18 protein-coding genes are annotated in these 17,416 nt (G+C 63.3%); 15 read left to right on the top strand and 3 right to left on the bottom strand.

From position 1 onward, the window contains the following. From Q0025_RS10490 to phoB, 10 genes are all read left to right on the top strand, one after another. A partial coding sequence (locus Q0025_RS10490; protein WP_297298755.1) for a TIGR02302 family protein occupies nt 1–2,451 on the top strand: 2,451 nt, incomplete at its 5' end. Nucleotides 2,452–2,512: 61 nt separating this feature from the next. Continuing rightward, complete coding sequence (locus Q0025_RS10495) at nt 2,513–2,701, top strand: twin transmembrane helix small protein (RefSeq protein WP_297298757.1); 189 nt, start codon at nt 2,513–2,515, stop codon at nt 2,699–2,701. Between the two features lie 4 nt (nt 2,702–2,705). Then, nucleotides 2,706–3,287: a cob(I)yrinic acid a,c-diamide adenosyltransferase gene (locus Q0025_RS10500; RefSeq protein WP_297298759.1), complete on the top strand. Its 582-nt coding sequence runs from the start codon at nt 2,706–2,708 to the stop codon at nt 3,285–3,287. A 29-nt stretch (nt 3,288–3,316) separates the two neighbouring features. Beyond that, nucleotides 3,317–4,375: an ATP-binding protein gene (locus Q0025_RS10505; protein ID WP_297298840.1), complete on the top strand. Its 1,059-nt coding sequence runs from the start codon at nt 3,317–3,319 to the stop codon at nt 4,373–4,375. Nucleotides 4,376–4,513: 138 nt separating this feature from the next. Further along, complete coding sequence (gene pstS / locus Q0025_RS10510) at nt 4,514–5,560, top strand: phosphate ABC transporter substrate-binding protein PstS (RefSeq protein WP_297298761.1); 1,047 nt, start codon at nt 4,514–4,516, stop codon at nt 5,558–5,560. Between the two features lie 210 nt (nt 5,561–5,770). Continuing rightward, a complete protein-coding gene (gene pstC / locus Q0025_RS10515) occupies nt 5,771–6,736 on the top strand; it encodes a phosphate ABC transporter permease subunit PstC (protein ID WP_297298763.1) in 966 nt (321 codons plus the stop codon). Nucleotides 6,737–6,738: 2 nt separating this feature from the next. Beyond that, nucleotides 6,739–7,578, top strand: coding sequence for a phosphate ABC transporter permease PstA (gene pstA / locus Q0025_RS10520; protein ID WP_297298765.1), 840 nt, complete (start codon nt 6,739–6,741; stop codon nt 7,576–7,578). Further along, nucleotides 7,575–8,369 (top strand): phosphate ABC transporter ATP-binding protein PstB, encoded by a 795-nt coding sequence (pstB, locus tag Q0025_RS10525; protein WP_297298768.1) that lies wholly within the window; start codon nt 7,575–7,577, stop codon nt 8,367–8,369. Before pstA ends, pstB begins: the two co-directional genes overlap by 4 nt. Before the next feature lie 26 nt (nt 8,370–8,395). Further along, nucleotides 8,396–9,109: a phosphate signaling complex protein PhoU gene (phoU, locus tag Q0025_RS10530; protein ID WP_297298769.1), complete on the top strand. Its 714-nt coding sequence runs from the start codon at nt 8,396–8,398 to the stop codon at nt 9,107–9,109. Between the two features lie 7 nt (nt 9,110–9,116). Further along, the gene (gene phoB / locus Q0025_RS10535; RefSeq protein ID WP_297298771.1) at nt 9,117–9,905 is read left to right on the top strand and encodes a phosphate regulon transcriptional regulator PhoB; all 789 of its coding nucleotides are present in this window, start codon (nt 9,117–9,119) and stop codon (nt 9,903–9,905) included. 87 nt (nt 9,906–9,992) lie between these two features. Here phoB and Q0025_RS10540 read toward each other — a convergent pair whose 3' ends face one another. After that, a complete protein-coding gene (locus Q0025_RS10540) occupies nt 9,993–10,508 on the bottom strand; it encodes a GcrA family cell cycle regulator (protein WP_297298773.1) in 516 nt (171 codons plus the stop codon). A gap of 455 nt (nt 10,509–10,963) precedes the next feature. Between Q0025_RS10540 and Q0025_RS10545 the strand changes: the two genes are divergently transcribed. From Q0025_RS10545 to Q0025_RS10555, 3 genes are read left to right on the top strand one after another with little or no spacing between them, the layout of a single operon-like run. Then, a complete protein-coding gene (locus Q0025_RS10545) occupies nt 10,964–12,169 on the top strand; it encodes an aspartate aminotransferase family protein (RefSeq protein WP_297298775.1) in 1,206 nt (401 codons plus the stop codon). Continuing rightward, a complete protein-coding gene (argF, locus tag Q0025_RS10550; protein ID WP_297298778.1) occupies nt 12,169–13,119 on the top strand; it encodes an ornithine carbamoyltransferase in 951 nt (316 codons plus the stop codon). The genes Q0025_RS10545 and argF overlap by 1 nt, the downstream gene beginning before the upstream one ends. Next, nucleotides 13,116–14,087 carry an Hsp33 family molecular chaperone gene (locus Q0025_RS10555; RefSeq protein ID WP_297298781.1) on the top strand — a complete coding sequence of 324 codons (972 nt, stop codon included), beginning with the start codon at nt 13,116–13,118 and terminating at the stop codon, nt 14,085–14,087. The genes argF and Q0025_RS10555 overlap by 4 nt, the downstream gene beginning before the upstream one ends. On the opposite strand, the gene Q0025_RS10560 is transcribed toward Q0025_RS10555, so the two are convergent. Together Q0025_RS10560 and serB are read right to left on the bottom strand one after the other, a co-directional pair. Next, complete coding sequence (locus tag Q0025_RS10560) at nt 14,074–14,655, bottom strand: glutathione S-transferase family protein (protein ID WP_297298783.1); 582 nt, start codon at nt 14,653–14,655, stop codon at nt 14,074–14,076. The genes Q0025_RS10555 and Q0025_RS10560 overlap by 14 nt on opposite strands. A gap of 16 nt (nt 14,656–14,671) precedes the next feature. Further along, a complete protein-coding gene (serB, locus tag Q0025_RS10565) occupies nt 14,672–15,553 on the bottom strand; it encodes a phosphoserine phosphatase SerB (RefSeq protein WP_297298784.1) in 882 nt (293 codons plus the stop codon). Nucleotides 15,554–15,564: 11 nt separating this feature from the next. Here serB and miaA point away from each other — a divergent pair, with 11 nt between their 5' ends. Further along, a complete protein-coding gene (gene miaA / locus Q0025_RS10570; RefSeq protein ID WP_297298787.1) occupies nt 15,565–16,488 on the top strand; it encodes a tRNA (adenosine(37)-N6)-dimethylallyltransferase MiaA in 924 nt (307 codons plus the stop codon). Between the two features lie 82 nt (nt 16,489–16,570). Continuing rightward, complete coding sequence (locus Q0025_RS10575; protein WP_297298789.1) at nt 16,571–17,410, top strand: aldolase/citrate lyase family protein; 840 nt, start codon at nt 16,571–16,573, stop codon at nt 17,408–17,410. The last annotated feature ends 6 nt before the right edge of the window (nt 17,411–17,416 follow it).

A 17,416-nucleotide genomic window follows, 5' to 3' on the forward strand; every position in this document is an offset into this window, starting at 1 on the left:
GGCCTCTGGCTCGAACTCGGCCCCCTCTGGCGCGAGATCGGCGTCGGGCTCTTCGCCATTGCTTTTGTTGCCTCGCTCGTCCCGCTTTTCGGCCTGCGCAATCCGGCCCGCAAGGCCGCCCTCGCGCGGATCGACAAAAGCTCGGACTTCACCCATGGCCCCGCCTCGGGCCTCGATGACGCATTGGCCAATGCCAATGCCGATCCGGCGACGCAGGCGCTGTGGGCCCTGCATCGCAAGCGGCTCGCGGCGCGGATCGGAGCGCTTCACGTCGGCGCGCCCTCGCCGCGCGTTGCCGATCTCGATCGCTATGCTCTTCGTGCCGCCGTCCTCGTCCTGCTCGTCGCAAGCGCCTTTATGGCGGGGCCGGAGAAATATGCGCGGATCGCCGCCGCCTTCGACTGGCGCGGTGCGTCGCCTGTCGCGGCGAGCTATCGCATCGATGCTTGGCTCGATCCGCCAGCCTATACTGGCAAGCCGCCGGTGCTGCTGCAACTCGGTCGGCCCGATCAGGCCACCAAAGTCGAGGCGCCGATCAATTCGACGCTGATCGTCCGCGCGGCGGGGGGTGATGTCGGCATCGAGACGCAAGGCGGCCTCCAGGCGGCGCCCAAAGAGGCCAATGCGCCGCAAGCGCCGGGCGAAAGCGAGCATCGGCTTACCCTTCGCGGCGATTCCGAACTCACATTGAAGCACGCTGGCACGCCGGTCGGCGTCTTCGACATCGCCGTCATTCCCGACCGTCCACCGCAGATCGAACTGACCGATGCGCCGCGCTTCAACGTCCGCGGCTCGCTGACGCTTGCCTATAAAATCGACGACGATTACGGCGCCGTTGCCGCCGAGGCCGTGTTTGCCGATCCGCATGTCGACGGCGCGAGCGGGACGGTGCGCTCTCTCGTGGCGCCGCCGCGGCTTTCGCTGGTTCTGCCGGCGGGCGGCGTCGGCACGGCGGAGACGACAGGCGACCTTTCCGACCATCCATGGGCCGGGGCGCGGGTCAAGATGACCCTCGTCGCGCGCGACGAAGGCGGCAATATCGGCCGCAGCGATCCGATCGAGATCACGCTGCCGCAGCGGCCTTTCGTCAAGCCGGTTGCCAAGGCGCTGGTCGAACAACGCCGCAATCTCGTGCTCTACCCTGAGTCGCGGGACAGGGTTCAGACGGCGCTCGACGCCTTGATGATCGCGCCCGACATGTTCGGCGTTTCGAATTCGATCTTCCTGGGCCTCTCCTTCGCCGCCAATCTGCTGCAGGACGCGCAGAGCGACAAACAGCTCGTCGGCGTCGCCGATTTTCTCTGGGCGATGGCGCTGCAGATCGAAAACGGCAGCCTTGCCGATGCCGAGCGCGATCTGCGCGCCGCCGAACAGCATTTGCGCGAAGCCTTGCAGCGCAACGCCTCGCCCGACGAAATCCGCAAGCTGACCGATAGCCTGCGCGCCGCTCTGGACAAGTTCCTGCGCGAATTCGCCGCCCGCCAGGCGCAGCGGCACGCGCAGGAAGCGCCGCGTTCACCCAACGCTCCGCAATCCGTCACACGGCAGGATCTGCAATCGATGCTCGACCGCATGGAGCAGCTGGCCAATGCCGGCGACCGCGAAGATGCGCAGAAAATGCTCGAGCAATTGCAGAACACGCTCGAAAATCTGCAGATGGCCCAGCAGAACCAAAGTCCTGCAAACCAGGCCATGGCCCAGGCGATGCGCGATCTCGACCGGCTGACGCACGATCAGCAGAAACTGCGCGACGAGACGCAGCGGCTGGCGCATGCGCAGGATTCCGATCAGCCGGACCAGAGCGGTGCGCAAAAGCCGATGACCGCGCAGCAATTGCACGATCTGCAGCAAGAGCTGCGGCAGCGTCTGCAAGACCTGCAGAAGCAGCTTCAAAAACTCGGTCAGGATCAGCCCGGCCTGAAAGATGCGCAAAAGGCCATGCAGGAGGCCGAGAAGTCGCTGAACGCCGGCCGCCAGCAGGGGCAGGATCAGCAGGGCGAGAGCCAACAACAAGGCCAGGGCCAGCAGCAAGGCCAGGAGGGACAGGGCCAGCAGGGCGGAGCGGGACAGGGCGACCAGCAAGGTCAGCAGCAAGGCCAGGGCCAGAGCCCCGGCGATTCCGCGGTCGCGGCGCAGGGCCGGGCTTTGGAGGGTCTGCGCAAGGGCGCAGACCAGCTTGCGCAGGCGATGCAGCAAGGCCAGGGGCAGGGTCAGCAGGCCGGCAATCAGCAGGGTCCGGGCCAGGCTGAAGGCGCCGGCGACGAGGACCCGCTTGGCCGGCCGATGGCCGACGATCCGGTGCTCAATCCGAATTCGCGGCTGAATATGGAAGGCTTGCCGGCGGCCGAACGGGCGCAGCGCGTGCTTGAGGAACTGCGCCGGCGGCTCAGCGACCCCTGGCGCTCGCAGGAAGAACTCGATTATCTCGAGCGGCTGCTGAAGCCTTATTGAGCGGAAACAAAGTTTGTGACGCGCGGTTGACATCGCGCCCCGGCAAGCTCAAGAGGCAAATATGCATAGGTTCGGCAATGCGCTTGTAGGCGTGGCGGTTTTCGCTGTCTTCGCGGTGCTCGTCGCCGGCCTCGTGAACATGCTGCGCGGCGGCAGCCCGAATTTGTCGCAGAAGCTGATGCGCTGGCGCGTCGGTTTGCAGTTCGTTGCTATTCTGATCATTCTCGGCGTACTGTTGCTTCGGAAGTAGGCCGATGGTCACGCTCAGTAAGATTTATACACGCGGCGGTGACGCGGGTATGACCTCGCTCGGCGACGGCGCGCGCCGTCGCAAGGACGATCTGCGCATCGAGGCCTATGGGACGGTCGACGAAGCCAATAGTTTCATCGGCCTCGCGCGCGCGGCGTTGAGCGAGGCTCCGAACGAACGCAGGCTCGCCGCGTTTTTTGCCGCGATCCAGAATGACCTCTTCGATCTCGGCGCCGATCTTTGCGTGCCGGAGCAGGCGCAGGCGCCGGCGCGTTTGCGGATGCGGCAAGATCAGGTCGACCGGCTGGAGCGCGAGATCGATGCGCTCAATGCCGATCTTTTGCCGCTGACCTCCTTTGTCTTGCCGGGCGGTTCGCAAGCTGCGGCGGCCGTGCACGTCGCGCGCGCCGTGGCGCGCCGGGCCGAGCGGCTGATGGTGGCGCTTGCGGCCGAGCCGGGCGAGACGGTCGGCATGCCGGCCTTGAAATATATCAACCGTTTGTCGGATTTTCTCTTCGTCGCGGCGCGGCATCTCAACCGCTTCGGCGAGGGCGATGTGCTTTGGACGCCGGGCGGCGCGCGATGACTTTCGAAGAAGATCAATTTCGAAACCTGATGGACGAGAAGACGCGCAATCGCGACCGTTCGCTCATCCGCAGTTTTGCTGAAGCGATGCCGCAGGCGGTCGTCGTCATCAACCGGCACGACCGCATCGTCGCCGCCAATTCCGCCGCGCATGCGATCCTGCCCGGTCTGCAGACCGATATTCCTTTGGCGCGCACGCTGCGCTCGCCCGACGTGCTCGATGCGATTGACCGGGTGCGCGACGCCGGCCGCAGCCAGCGCGTCGTCTGGTCGGAGAAATTTCCGGTCGAGCGCCTGTTCGAGGTCAATATCGCCCCGCTCGCCGACGAGATGTTCGAACAGGCGCTGATCCTCTCGCTGCACGATCTCAGCGATGCGCGGCGGCTTGAGCGCATGCGCGTCGATTTCGTCGCCAATGCGAGCCACGAATTGCGCACGCCGCTCGCCTCGCTGCTCGGCTTCGTCGAAACGCTCGAAGGGCCGGCTAAAGAAGATGCCGAGGCACGCACCCGCTTTCTTGCCATCATGCGCGAACAGGCCCAGCGCATGTCGCGCCTCGTCGACGACTTGCTCTCGCTGTCGCGGATCGAGCAGCACCTGCACGTGCGGCCGGAGACGCCGGTCGATCTCGTCGGCATTTTCCGCCATATCGCCGATACGCTCTCGCCGGTCGCCGAGGAACGCGGCGTCGAACTTGTCATCGAAGCGCCGACCGAAATCGTTGTACCGGGCGACCGCGACGAGCTTCTGCGTGTCGCCGAAAACCTGATCGAGAATTCGATCAAATATGGCGCCTCCGACTCCGGCACCGTCGATCGGCGCGTCGTCGTCGATTTGAGCGAGCATGGCCGGCAGGCGCATATCGCGGTGCGCGACTTCGGCCCGGGGATCGCGCCCGAGCATCTGCCGCGGCTGACCGAGCGCTTCTATCGCGTCGATGCCGGGCAAAGCCGCGCCAAAGGCGGGACCGGCCTCGGCCTGGCCATCGTCAAACATATTGTCGCACGTCATGGCGGCCGCTTAAACATTGAATCCAAATTGAAAGAGGGCGCGACCTTTACGGTCACGCTGCCGCTTTTCGAAGGTTGAGCGGGACCGTTTATGGTCCGTCATGTAAACGTCATCCAGCTGTCGTAAATGCGTTGCTCGCCGTTTCTAGGGTGCGGCCCGCGTGCTCCGGCAAAGGCCGGGATGCAGTGCTATTTCCTCAGTTTCGAGAGGCTAAAGATGAGTTTCAAGACCCTCGTTAGGACGGGTTTGATTGCTGGCGCGATTGTTGGCGCCGTCGTCGCCGCCCGCGCCACCGACATCTCCGGTGCCGGGGCCACGTTTCCCTACCCGATCTATTCGAAATGGGCGGCCGCCTATAAAGCCGAGACCGGCGACGCGCTGAACTATCAGTCGATCGGTTCCGGCGGCGGCATCAAGCAGATCGAAGCCCGCACGGTGACTTTCGGCGCGAGCGACAAGCCTCTGTCGGTCGCCGATCTCGACAAGAACGGCCTCATCCAGTGGCCGCAGGTCATGGGCGGCATCGTCGCCGTCGTCAATCTCGATGGTATTACGGCCGGCGCGCTCACCCTCGACGGTCCGACCCTCGCCAAGATCTTCATGGGCGAGATCAAGACCTGGGACGATCCGGCGATCGCCAAGCTGAACGCCGGCGTCAAGCTGCCGTCGACGGCGATTGCGGTCGTTCACCGCGCCGACGGTTCGGGCACGACGTTCAACTTCACCGACTACCTGTCGAAGGTTTCGCCGGATTGGAAGGCGAAGGTCGGTTCTTCGACGGCCGTCCAATGGCCGGCTGGCATCGGCGCCAAGGGCAATGAAGGCGTTGCCAATAACGTCATCCAGACCAAGGGCGCCATCGGCTATGTCGAATATGCCTATGCGTTGCAGAACAAGCTGACCTACACCAAGCTCATCAACAGCGCCGGCAAGGTCGTTGCGCCGACGTCGGATGCTTTCGCTGCCGCGGCGGCGAACGCCGATTGGGCGCATGCCCCAGGCTTCCACCTGATCCTCACCAACCAGCCGGGCGATGCCTCTTGGCCGATCACCGCCGCGACCTTCATCCTGCTGCCCAAACAGCCGAAGGATGAGGCGGCTACGAAGGCGGCGCTGAAGTTCTTCGCTTGGGCGTTTGAAAAGGGCGGCGCGGCGGCCGAATCCCTCGACTACATCCCGATCCCGGCTTCGGTCGTGACGCTGATCGAGAAGACCTGGGCGGATCAGGTCAAGGGCGCCGACGGCAAGGCTTTGATGAACTAAGCCGTTCCGTTCGCGGAAATTCCGGCGCGGCGGTCGCCGTCGCGCCGGCAGGACGATAGACTGCTGGCCGGTAAAGGCCGGATTGACGGACTGAGCTGCTGACGCGGCGGCCAAGCCTGCCTCATTGATAAACGGAGTGCGGTCCGCAGATGATCGCGCTCTCAGTGGCGGAGACGACGTTTGGCGGACATAGCGGTAAAGGGTGGCCGAGTGGCCTATGATGATGCCGCGCGCCGCGCGCGCGCGCTAAGCGGCTTCAAAGTCCGCGATGCCGCGTTTCACTGGCTGACGTTCGCCGCGGCCGTCGCTGTCCTGCTGCTCCTCGGCGGGGTTATCGCGTCGCTGATCCACGGTTCTATTCCGGCCTTCCGGGCCTTCGGTTTCCGCTTCTTTGTTACGAATGTTTGGAATCCGGCGATCGATCAATACGGCGCTTTAGCTGCCGTCTACGGGACGCTGGTCACATCTTTTATCGCGATGATCATCGCCATCCCCATCGGCCTCGGCGTGGCGATCTTCCTGACCGAACTTTGCCCGCACGCTCTGCGCCGTCCGATCGGCACGGCGATCGAGCTTCTCGCCGGCATTCCCTCGATCATCTACGGCATCTGGGGCCTGTTCATACTCGCGCCCTTCCTGCAAGCGCATGTCCAGCCCGGATTGATTGCGCTCTTCGCCAAGGTGCCCGGCCTCAATATCCTCTTCGCCGGACCGCCCTATGGCATCGGCCTGCTGACCGCCGGGTTCATCCTGGCAATCATGGTCCTTCCCTTTGTCTCCGCGGTTGCGCGCGACGTCTTCGATACGGTGCCGCCGCTGCTCAAGGAGGCAGGCTATGGCATGGGTTTCACCACCTGGGAGGTGATCAAGAATATCGTCATCCCCTATACACGGGTCGGTGTCTTGGGCGGTGTGATGCTCGGCCTCGGCCGCGCGCTCGGCGAGACCATGGCGGTCACCTTCGTGATCGGCAATGCCGATACCATCCCCAGCTCGCTGCTGGCGCCCGGCACGACCATTTCGGCCGCCATCGCCAACGAGTTCACCGAGGCGGTCGGCGATCTCTACACCTCTTCGCTGATCGAGCTCGGCCTCATCCTCTTCATCATCACCTTTGTCGTCTTGGCGATCTCGCGGCTGATGCTGATGCGGCTCGAAAAGCAAGGGGGGCGATAGCCGTGGCGCTGTACAATACCCGCAAGCGCGCCAACGCGATCTGGCTCAGCCTCTGTTACGCCTCCGTGGCCTTCGGCCTCGTGTTTCTGGCATTCATTCTCATCACTCTGTTTTGGAACGGCTTTGCCGGCCTTTCGCTCAAGGTCTTCACGCAGAACACGCCACCGCCTGACAGCGTCGGCGGGCTCCTCAACGCCATCGTTGGCAGCCTGATCATCACGGTGCTCGGCGTGGCGATAGGAACACCGCTCGGCATTCTCGCCGGCACCTACATGGCCGAATATGGCCGCAACTCGAAGCTCACCACCGTCGTGCGCTTCATCAACGATATTCTCCTCAGCGCGCCTTCGATCGTTATCGGCTTGTTCGTCTATCAGGTGATGGTGACCCAGATGGGCCATTTCTCCGGCATCGCCGGCGCCGTTTCCCTGGCGGTGATCGTCATCCCGATCGTCGTGCGGACGACCGAGAACATGTTGCTGCTTGTGCCCGGTGCCTTGCGCGAGGCGGCGAGCGCACTCGGGCTGCCGCGCGCGACCGTCGTGCAGCGGATTGCCTACAAGGCGGCGCGCGCCGGCCTCATCACCGGCGTGCTGCTCGCGATCGCCCGTGTCAGCGGCGAAACCGCGCCATTGCTCTTCACCGCGCTCAACAATCAGTTCTACTCGACCAATCTCAACGCGCCGATGGCGAGCCTTCCGGCGATCATCTTCCAATTTGCGATGAGTCCCTACAAGACCTGGCAGGGCCTGGCTTGGACGGGTGCGCTTCTCATCACGCTTGCCGTGCTTGGCCTGTCGATCCTGGCACGGTCCCTCAGTTCTGAAGGACGTACACGATGACCGCCGTGGCGACGACAGTATCGGCCAGAAACGAGCTTCCGACGAAGATCGCCGTCAACAACCTGCAATTTTACTATGGCCAGAATCATGCGGTGAAGAACGTCAACATTCCGCTCTACACCAACAAGGTGACGGCGCTGATCGGCCCCTCCGGCTGCGGGAAATCGACTCTGCTGCGCGTGTTGAACCGGATGTATGATCTTTACCCGGGCCAGCACGCCGAAGGTGAGGTGCTGCTCGACGGCGAGAATATCCTGGCGCCGGGGCAGGATCTCAATCTGCTGCGCTCGCGTGTCGGCATGGTGTTCCAGAAGCCGACGCCGTTTCCGATGTCGATCTATGACAATATCGCTTTTGGCGTGAAGCTTTACGAGCGTATGTCGCGGGCCGATCTCGATGCCCGCGTCGAGACGGCGCTGCGCGGCGCGGCGCTTTGGGACGAGGTGAAAGACAAACTCACGGCGAGCGGCCTGTCGCTCTCCGGCGGCCAGCAGCAGCGCCTGTGCATTGCCCGCACGGTCGCCATCCAGCCGGAAGTGATTCTCTTCGACGAGCCCTGCTCGGCGCTCGATCCGATTTCGACAGCAAAAATCGAAGAACTGATCGACGAGCTCAAGGAGAAATATACGATCGCCATCGTCACGCATAATATGCAGCAGGCGGTTCGCGTCTCGGAATATACGGCGTTCATGTATCTCGGTGAGCTGGTCGAATTCGGCACGACGACGCAGATTTTCACCGCTCCCGAACAGAAGCGGACACAGAACTATGTCACCGGCCGTTTCGGCTGACGTTTCCGATTTCAGGGCCTTTCGCAATGACCGATCATACCGTCAAAGCTTACGACAACGAGCTCGAAGTCCTTGGCCGCAAGATTGCGGAAATGGGCGGCATTGCCGAGCAGATGTTGAGCAATGCAATGGATGCGCTCGCATCGCTCGATTCGGACCTCGCCCGCACGACCGTTGCCATGGATGTACGGCTCGACGTGCTGCAGCGCGATGTCGAAGAGCATGCCATCATGACCATCGCCAAGCGCCAGCCGCTGGCCGCGGATTTGCGCGAGATCGTTGCCGCGATCCGCATTTCGGGCGATCTCGAGCGCGTCGGCGACCTTGCCAAAAACATCGCCAAGCGGGCGCTGAAACTTTCCGGCGAGACGCGTTTGCCGCGCGCTATCGTCGGTTTGAAGTCGATGCACGAAGCGGCGGCCATGTTGTTGAAGGACGCGCTCGATGCCTATGCGCTGCGCGACGTTGAGCGGGCGCGCATGGTCTGGACCCATGATGTCGAGCTCGATGCGCTGGAAGATTCGGTTTTCCGCGACCTGCTGACCTTCATGATGGAAGACCCGCGCAATATCTCGTTCTGCGCCCACCTCTTATTCTGCTCGAAGAACATCGAGCGGATCGGCGACCATTCCACCAACATCGCGGAGACGGTGGTTTATCTCGTCACGGGCGAAACCCTGCCGATGGACCGGCCGAAAGGCCCTTCACCCGCAACAGATTATTTGCCCCTTCCCAAGTGAGCCATAGATGAACAACCAGATCATCTCTGTTCCGGATTCCCGACCCGCGCAGGAGGCCCGCAATGCGCCGCCGCGGCCGAATTCCGCGGCGGTGGCGCCGCCGCGCATTCTCGTCGTCGAGGACGAGGCGGCGCTGAGCCTGCTGCTCAGCTATAATCTCGAAGCCGAAGGCTTTGTCGTCGAGCGTGTCGAGCGCGGCGACGAGGCGGAATTGCGGCTCGTCGAATCGCCGCCCGATCTTGTCATTCTCGATTGGATGCTACCCGGCGTCTCCGGCCTTGAAATCTGCCGCCGTATGCGGGCGCGCGACGCGACGCGCAGCCTGCCGGTCATCATGCTGACGGCGCGCGGCGACGAGAGCGAGCGGGTGCGCGGCCTCTCGATCGGGGCGGACGATTATATCGTTAAGCCGTTCTCCGTGCCGGAATTGATGGCGCGCGTGCGCGCTCTGTTGCGGCGGGCGCGGCCGGATCGGGTTGCGGCGCTGCTCGTCGCCGGCGATCTGGCGCTTGACCGGGAAAATTGGCGGGTGAGCCGCGGCGATCGCAACGTTCACCTCGGGCCGACCGAATTTCGCCTGCTCGAATATCTGATGGGCAAGCCTGGCCGAGTCTTCTCGCGGTCGCAATTGCTCGACTCGATCTGGGGCTTCTCCGCCGAGATCGACGAGCGCACCGTCGATGTTCATGTCGGCCGCCTGCGCAAGGCCTTGTCGCTTGCCGGCGAGCGCGACCCGATCCGCACGATCCGCGGCGCCGGCTATTCTTTCGACGAGACCTTCGGCAAGAACGAATGATCGCCCCGCTCTGCGAGCGGCAGCGTGCAACGCATCGGCAATGAAGCAATCCGGAACGGATTGCTTCGCCTAGTCCCCGATGGCCGATTAGGCCGATTGCGAGCGCCGCTCACGGCGCCGGTCCTGGACCGGCTGGTACGCGATGCGGCTGTGATAGGTGCAATAGGGGCCGCTCTGATTGGCGTTCTTCTTGCCGCCGCAGAAACGGAATTCGCCGGAGGCCGGATCGCCCATTGGCCAGCGGCACATGGATTCCTTCAGATCCATGATCGTGACCATTTCCGACATCGGGATCACCACGTCTTCCTCGGGCGTCGGCAAAAGTGCTTCGACCGGTTGTGATCTTATGGCGAGCGCCGTATTGCCGCGCACGATCGGGGCGCTCATGCGCTGATGTGCGGCGGCCCGGGCCGTCTTCACCCGTGGCCGGGCAACAGCCGGGGCGGCGGCCTTGACCCGCCCGGACATGCCGAGCCGGTGGACCTTGCCGATCACCGCATTGCGGCTGATGCCATTGGAAAGCTCGCGCGCGATTTGGCTGGCGCTGAGCCCTTCAAGCCAGAGTTTGCGTAGAAGCTCTACCCGTTCATCGGTCCAGGACATTCAGTCCTCCTCGATTTGGATCGGAAAATTAGCCTGAACGCGGCTGACGCGACCTGGTGCCGGCGGCGCGATCGATGGAATCCGGAATCGACGCTGCGCCGGAAAACCGGCGTCGTATAAAAGGTTACGCATTTTGAATGGCCCGCCGCACGAGATGTCGTAGTCGACGTCTGAAAGGCTACACTAGCCGTTGAATCTTGCGCAAGAGTCGCCATGTCTTGCGCGGCCGCGTTTTCAACAGTCCATCGGGTTGGTCCACAGGCCGCGTCATTGTGACTCGGGGGTAATCGTGGCCGTTGGGTCCTCGGCGCAGTATTTGACCGCCGCGCCTGTGCCCCCTACAATAGATTTTCTTGTTGCCGCTCCCGCCGGAGCGGCACTTTTCGTTGGGGGATCGCCCTGTGCCGGCTGCGGGCAAAATCGCCGCTGCCGGGCTATTTGCTGGAGCTTTTGCCGTGACTTCGTCGCTTCTGCCCACCTATGCGCGTTTCAACCTCGCTTTCGAGCGCGGCGAGGGCGCTTGGCTCTATGCGGCGAATGGCGACAAATATCTCGATTTCGGGGCCGGCATCGCCGTCGTCAGCGTCGGCCATTCGCATCCGCATTTGGTCGGCACGCTGATCGATCAGGGCCGCAAGTTGTGGCATGTCTCCAATCTTTTCGAGATTCCGCAGGCCGAAAAGCTCGGCGCGCGGCTGGTCGCGGAAAGCTTCGCCGATCTCGTCTTTTTCACCAATTCCGGCACCGAGGCGATGGAAGGGGCGATCAAGACGGCCCGTCGCCATCAATTCGTCAGCGGCCATCCGGAGCGTACCCGGATCATCACCTTCCAGGGCGCCTTTCACGGCCGCACGCTCGCCGCCGTCGCGGCCGGCGGCAATCCGAAATATCTCGAAGGCTTCGGCCCGCCGCTCGATGGTTTCGATCAGGTCCCCTTCGGCGATCTTGCCGCCGCCGAGGCTGCGATCACGCCGCAGACGGCGGCTATCCTCATCGAGCCGGTGCAGGGCGAGGGGGGCATTCGGGTTGCGGCCCCGGACTTCCTCGAAGCGCTGCGCGCACTCTGCGACCAGCACGGACTGCTGTTGATTTTCGATGAGGTGCAGAGCGGCATGGGCCGCACTGGCAAGCTGTTCGCTTATCAGCACTCGCGCGCCACACCCGACATTATGGGCCTCGCCAAGGGTATCGGCGGCGGCTTCCCGCTCGGCGCCTTTTTGACGACGCGCGCCGTCGGGCTGTGCATGACGCCCGGCACGCATGGCACGACCTATGGCGGCAATCCGCTGGCGACCGCGGTCGGCAATGCCGTGCTTGATGTCATCCTCGCCGCTGGATTCTTGGGCCACGTGGCGGAGACGGGCGCGGCGCTCGGCCGGGGCCTCGGCGAATTGCAGACGCGCTACCCCGATGTCATCGAGGCGGTGCGCGGGCAGGGTCTGATGTTCGGCCTGCGGGTGGTCGGTCCCGTCGGCGAATTCGTCAAGGCCGCGCTGGCCGAGAAGCTGATCACCATCCCGGCGAGCGATAATGTGGTCCGCCTTCTGCCGCCGCTGACGGTCGACGAGGCCGAGGTGGCGCTGGCGCTCACCCGCCTGAATGCCGCCGCGGAAAAACTCTCCGCCGAGCGGGCGAAGGCGGCGCAGCGGGGAGCTGCCTGATGAGCACGGGCTTACGCAACGTGGCGCCACCGAAGCATTTTCTCGACCTATCGGAAGTCTCGGCCGAAGAACTGCGGCGGATTCTATCGCTTGCCGGCACGATCAAGAGCCACCGCCGCAAGGGCCAGCTCGCGGCGCAGCGGCCGCTGACCGGCAAGATGTTGGCGATGATCTTCGACAAACCTTCGACCCGCACGCGCGTCTCCTTCGACGTCGCGATGCGCGAGCTGGGCGGCGAGACGATCATGCTGACCGGCAAGGAAATGCAGCTCGGCCGTGGCGAGACGATCGCCGATACGGCGCGGGTACTGTCGCGCTTCGTCGATGCCATCGTCATCCGCATGCTCGACCACAACGAGCTGAGCGAGTTGGCGCGGAACGCGGAAGTACCGGTCGTCAACGGCCTGACCAAGAAGTCGCATCCCTGTCAGGTGATGGCGGACGTGATGACCTTCGAAGAGCATCGCGGCCCAATCAAGGATCGGATCGTCGCCTGGGCGGGCGATGCCAACAATGTGCTCGCGAGCTGGATCCACGCGGCGCAGCGCTTCGACTTCACCATCAATGTCGCGACGCCGGCGGAACTCGATGTTCCGTTGGAGATTAAGTCTTGGGCCAAGGCCAATCAGGCGCGGCTCAACATCACGCGCGATCCCTATGAGGCGGTGCGCGGGGCCGATGCGGTGATCTCCGATTGTTGGGTGTCGATGGGCGACAAGGACGAGAATTTCCGTCACAATCTGCTTGCGCCTTATCAGGTCAATGCCAAGCTGATGAAGGCAGCGGCCAAGGACGCGATCTTCATGCATTGCCTGCCGGCGCATCGCGGCGAGGAGGTCACCGACGAGGTGATTGACGGACCGCAGTCGGTCGTCTTCGACGAGGCCGAAAACCGGCTGCATGCGCAGAAGGGCATTCTGGCCTGGTGTTTCGATGCGGTGGCCGGATGAGCGAGGCGGATACGCCTCTGCGCCCGGTCTCCGACCAAGTTCACGACGACATGGTTCTGCCCTTTGCTGTCGAGCCTCTCGATGTGCGCGGCCGCATCGTGCGGCTTGGGCCGGCGGTCGATGAAATTCTCACGCGCCATGCTTATCCGCCGGCCGTCGCACGCCTCGTCGGCGAGGCGGCGGCGCTCACCGTCCTGCTCGGTGCGGCGCTGAAATCGGAAGGCCGGCTGCAATTGCAGACGCGCAGCGATGGCGTCGTTGATATGATCGTCGTCGATTTCGATGCGCCGGACCGGGTGCGCGCCTTCGCTCGGTTCGATGAGGCGCGTCTCGCCGAGACGGCGCCGGGCGCCGAATTGCTCGGCCGGGGCCATTTGGCATTGACGATCGAGCAAGGCAGCGATGTCGCGCGTTATCAGGGCGTCGTCGCGCTCGATGGCCAAGGGCTGGAAGAAGCCGCGCATCAATATTTCCGCCAGTCCGAGCAGATTCCGACCTTCGTCCGGCTGGCCGTCGCCGAAAGCCTGACGGGCGCGGCGACGAACTGGCGTGCCGGCGGCCTGATGCTGCAATTCCTCCCCGCCTCGGTCGAGCGCCAGCGGCGCGCCGATCTTGCGCCGGGTGACATACCAGAGGGCGCGTCTGTCCCCGAGATTCTCGAGGACGATGCTTGGGCGGAGGCGAAGGCGCTCGCCGGTACGCTCGAGGACCATGAACTGGTCGATCCGAACCTTTCGAGCGAACGCCTGCTTTACCGGCTGTTCCACGAGCGTGGCGTCAGAGTCTTCGCGCCGCAGCCGATCCGCGCAGCCTGCCGCTGTTCGAACGAACGCATCGCCGCCATGCTGCGCAATTTTACCCAGCAGGAGCGCGACGACATGGTCGGCGACAACGGCAAGATCGGCGTCACGTGCGAATTCTGCTCGACCTACCGCGAATTCGATCCGGACGATTTCAAGGCAGAGTGAGGCCCGCCTTTTCCGCGATGGCCGATTCGACCGCGAGCGTTTTGATGACGGCGGGGCGCGCCAGCATCCGCGCGCGATGCGCTTCGAGATTTGGGAATTCGTCCGGCGTGAATTGGAACCGCGCGGCGAAGCGCCAGAAGAGCCGGAAAAGAAAAATATCGACGACGGAATAATCGCCCAGCGCCCATTCGCCCGCGCCGAGCCTCTGCGCCGCCAAAGCAAAGGCGGCCCGTCCCTGCGTCGCATCGGCGCGAGCGCCATGCACGGTCGAGGCGAGAAACGACATCCAAGACAGCGCTTGCGCTTCGCCTTCGATGTCTCCGGGCAAGAGCTTCGCCTGCGGGTAGGCCCGGCCCAAGTAAAAGAGAATGGCGAGCACTTCGGTCAAAAGCCGTCCGTCGATCAGCAGACTCGGCACTTTGCCTTCGGGATTGATCGCCAGAAATTCCGGCTTGCGGGTTCCTGTGGCGACGAGAACCGGCCGCGCCTCGAAAGGCGCGCCGGTCTCATTGAGTGCGATATGCGCGGCGAGCGAACTTGAACCTGGAGAGAAATAAAGAACGAGCACGAAATTCCCCTTTTGATCAGATTGAAAAGTCTTCGCGCCGGAAACCTTGCGCATAGAGCAAGGCCGTGAGGTCGGCGTAGTCGAGGCGGGCGGCGACCTTCTCGGCGAGCACAGGCTTTGGCCGGAAACCGACGCCGAGGCCGGCCTCCATCAGCATGTCGATATCGTTGGCGCCGTCGCCGACGGCGAGCGTCTCGGCCGGCCGCAAGGCGTGCTGCCGCCGCAGAGACAGAAGGGTCATCCGCTTGGTTGTCCCGTCATGGATCGGTTCGGCCACCTCGCCGGTGAGCCGCTCGTTCTCGACCACAAGCTCGTTGGCGACGCTTTCGTCAAATCCGACCTGTTCCGCGACGGGCGCGGCAAAATGGGAAAAGCTGCTGGAGACGAGAGCCGTGTAGGCGCCATGGTCGCGCATGGTCTTGACCAATGTCTTTGCGCCCGGTGTCGGACTGATGCGCTCGGCGAGGATCTTGTCGAAGACGCCGATATGAATGCCGGCGAAATGCGCGACACCGGCACGCACGGCCGGAGCGACCGCAACCTCGCCGCGTACGGCACGCTGCGCCGCCGCCGCAATCTCCGCCCGTTTGCCGGTGAAATCGGCCAGTTCGTGGACGCTTTCTTGCGCGATGATGGTCGAGTCCATGTCCGCGAGAAGCAGCTTCTTGCGGCGGTCGGCGACGGGCTGGGCGATCATATCGATTGGCCGATCCGCGATCAGTTCGATTAAAATCCCGCCGATATCGGAATCTCCGGGCGCGAAGAAAATATCCGCAGCGATCTCCGGATCGAGCCATTCCGCCCGCACGCCCGAGAGCCGCCGGACGATGCGCGCAAGCAAAGCCTCGTCCAGCGCCGGCCGCAGGGGATCGCAGACAAGTGTCGCGACATGAGTCATAGGAATATCGTATGGCCGACAACAGGATTTCCGCACTTCTCATTGCAGGCCCGACGGCGAGCGGCAAGTCGCACCTTGCGCTCCGCCTCGCCGAGCGTCTCGGCGGCACGCTTGTCAATGCTGATTCGATGCAGGTCTATCGCGACCTCACCATTTTGACGGCGCGGCCGGGGGCCGCGGAATTGGCACGCGCGCCGCATTTGCTCTTTGGCCATGTGGACGGCGCGGTCAATTATTCCGTCGGCCGTTATGTGGAGGACGTGTGCAGAATTCTCGGAGAATTGCGTGACGAGGGCCGATTGCCGATCATCGTCGGCGGCACCGGGCTTTATTTCAAGGCGCTCACGCAAGGGCTTTCGGAGATGCCGCGGGTGGCCGAGCCGATCCGCGCCGAATGGCGGGCGCGGGCCCAGACAATGTCGGTCGCCACGCTTCACGCCGAGCTTGCAGCGCGCGATCCCGTCATGGCGGCGCGGCTCCGGCCGAGCGATCCGCAACGTATCTTGCGCGCGTTGGAAGTCCAGGCGGCGACGGGCCAAAGTCTTGCCTTCTTCCAGGCGGCAAAGGCAAAGCCTCTGCTCGATAGTGACACTTTTATGGCAATTTTCCTGGCGCCCGATCGCGCCGCCCTGAACGCGGCGATCGACCGTCGCTTTGATATGATGCTCGAATCGGGGGCTCTTGACGAGGTCGCAGCACTCGGTCGCAGAGGCCTTGATCCGGCCCTGCCGGTGATGCGCGCACTCGGCGTGCCGCAAATTCTGCGCCATCTCAGAGGCGAAATCGATCTCGCGACGGCGGCGGAACACGCCAAGCGTGATACGCGCGCCTATGCCAAGCGGCAATTCACCTTTGCGCGGCATCAATTGCCGCGCTTTAAGTGGATGACGTCTGACGAGGCGGAAGAATTTTTGCAAGCAAGTAAACTGACGTGAGCAAAGCCTGTCCCGATTCAGCTTGCCAAGTTTGCGGTACGTTGTTTAGATGACAGACCCCTCCAGCCACATGGATCTATGTATGAATCAGCGCGAACGGCAGATGCTCGAAATCCTGAAACGCGGCCGTGATGAATCCGGTTATGTCGCTGTGAAGGCAGAATTTGAGGCCGAAGGAACCCGCATCGAAGAGCTGTTGAGGCTGATCGAGATCGCGCGCAAGGCCAACCTCAAGGTCGGGCTGAAAATCGGCGGCTGCGAAGCCATGCGGGATTTGATCGAAAGTCAGCAGATCGGCGTCGAATATATCATCGCTCCCATGATCGAAAGCGTATATGCGCTGTCGAAATTCATCGATGCGAAGAACAAGATCTATTCCGACGAGACTCAGGTCGATACGGACTTTCTCTTCAATCTCGAGACGGAAGGCGCGTTTAAATCGCTCAATGGCTTGGCGACGGAAGCGGCCAAGCCGCGTGGGACGCAAGGGATCGTTTTCGGCCGCGTCGATTTTTCCCTGTCGAAAGGTCTGTCGCGCGACGCGATCAACGACAACGTCGTCACCCATGACGTGTGCGAAACGGCAAGGGTGTGCAAGGAAAAGGGTCTCGATTTGGTCGTCGGCGGCGGTGTTTCTGTCGATGCCGTGGCGGCGCTGCGCGAAGTGAAGAAAATCCATCTGACGCGTTTCGAGACGCGCAAGGTCGTTTTTGCCGCGGCGGCACTTGAGCAGGAGCATGTCAAAACCGGTCTCCTGAACGCTGTTCATTTCGAGCTTCTTTGGCTCTTGAACAAGCGCGACTATTACGGCGCGATTCAGAGCGAAGACGCCAAGCGCATCGACATGCTCGAGAAGCGTTGGCACGTCCTGCAAGCCGACGTCGAGAAGAATCGCGCTACCATGAAAGTCGTCGGCGGTTAACCGCTG

It is taken from the genome of uncultured Methylovirgula sp., assembly GCF_947646745.1.
Classification (GTDB): Bacteria; Pseudomonadota; Alphaproteobacteria; order Rhizobiales; family Beijerinckiaceae; genus Methylovirgula.

Bases quoted from the DNA above. Each gene is read 5' to 3' on its own strand.
- Q0025_RS10495 (WP_297298757.1), top strand. From the start codon at position 2,513: ATGCATAGGTTCGGCAATGCGCTTGTAGGCGTGGCGGTTTTCGCTGTC.
- Q0025_RS10500 (WP_297298759.1), top strand. From the start codon at position 2,706: ATGGTCACGCTCAGTAAGATTTATACACGCGGCGGTGACGCGGGTATG.
- Q0025_RS10505 (WP_297298840.1), top strand. From the start codon at position 3,317: ATGGACGAGAAGACGCGCAATCGCGACCGTTCGCTCATCCGCAGTTTT.
- pstS (WP_297298761.1), top strand. From the start codon at position 4,514: ATGAGTTTCAAGACCCTCGTTAGGACGGGTTTGATTGCTGGCGCGATT.
- pstB (WP_297298768.1), top strand. From the start codon at position 7,575: ATGACCGCCGTGGCGACGACAGTATCGGCCAGAAACGAGCTTCCGACG.
- phoU (WP_297298769.1), top strand. From the start codon at position 8,396: ATGACCGATCATACCGTCAAAGCTTACGACAACGAGCTCGAAGTCCTT.
- phoB (WP_297298771.1), top strand. From the start codon at position 9,117: ATGAACAACCAGATCATCTCTGTTCCGGATTCCCGACCCGCGCAGGAG.
- Q0025_RS10540 (WP_297298773.1), bottom strand. From the start codon at position 10,508: ATGTCCTGGACCGATGAACGGGTAGAGCTTCTACGCAAACTCTGGCTT.
- argF (WP_297298778.1), top strand. From the start codon at position 12,169: ATGAGCACGGGCTTACGCAACGTGGCGCCACCGAAGCATTTTCTCGAC.
- Q0025_RS10555 (WP_297298781.1), top strand. From the start codon at position 13,116: ATGAGCGAGGCGGATACGCCTCTGCGCCCGGTCTCCGACCAAGTTCAC.
- serB (WP_297298784.1), bottom strand. From the start codon at position 15,553: ATGACTCATGTCGCGACACTTGTCTGCGATCCCCTGCGGCCGGCGCTG.
- miaA (WP_297298787.1), top strand. From the start codon at position 15,565: ATGGCCGACAACAGGATTTCCGCACTTCTCATTGCAGGCCCGACGGCG.
- Q0025_RS10575 (WP_297298789.1), top strand. From the start codon at position 16,571: ATGAATCAGCGCGAACGGCAGATGCTCGAAATCCTGAAACGCGGCCGT.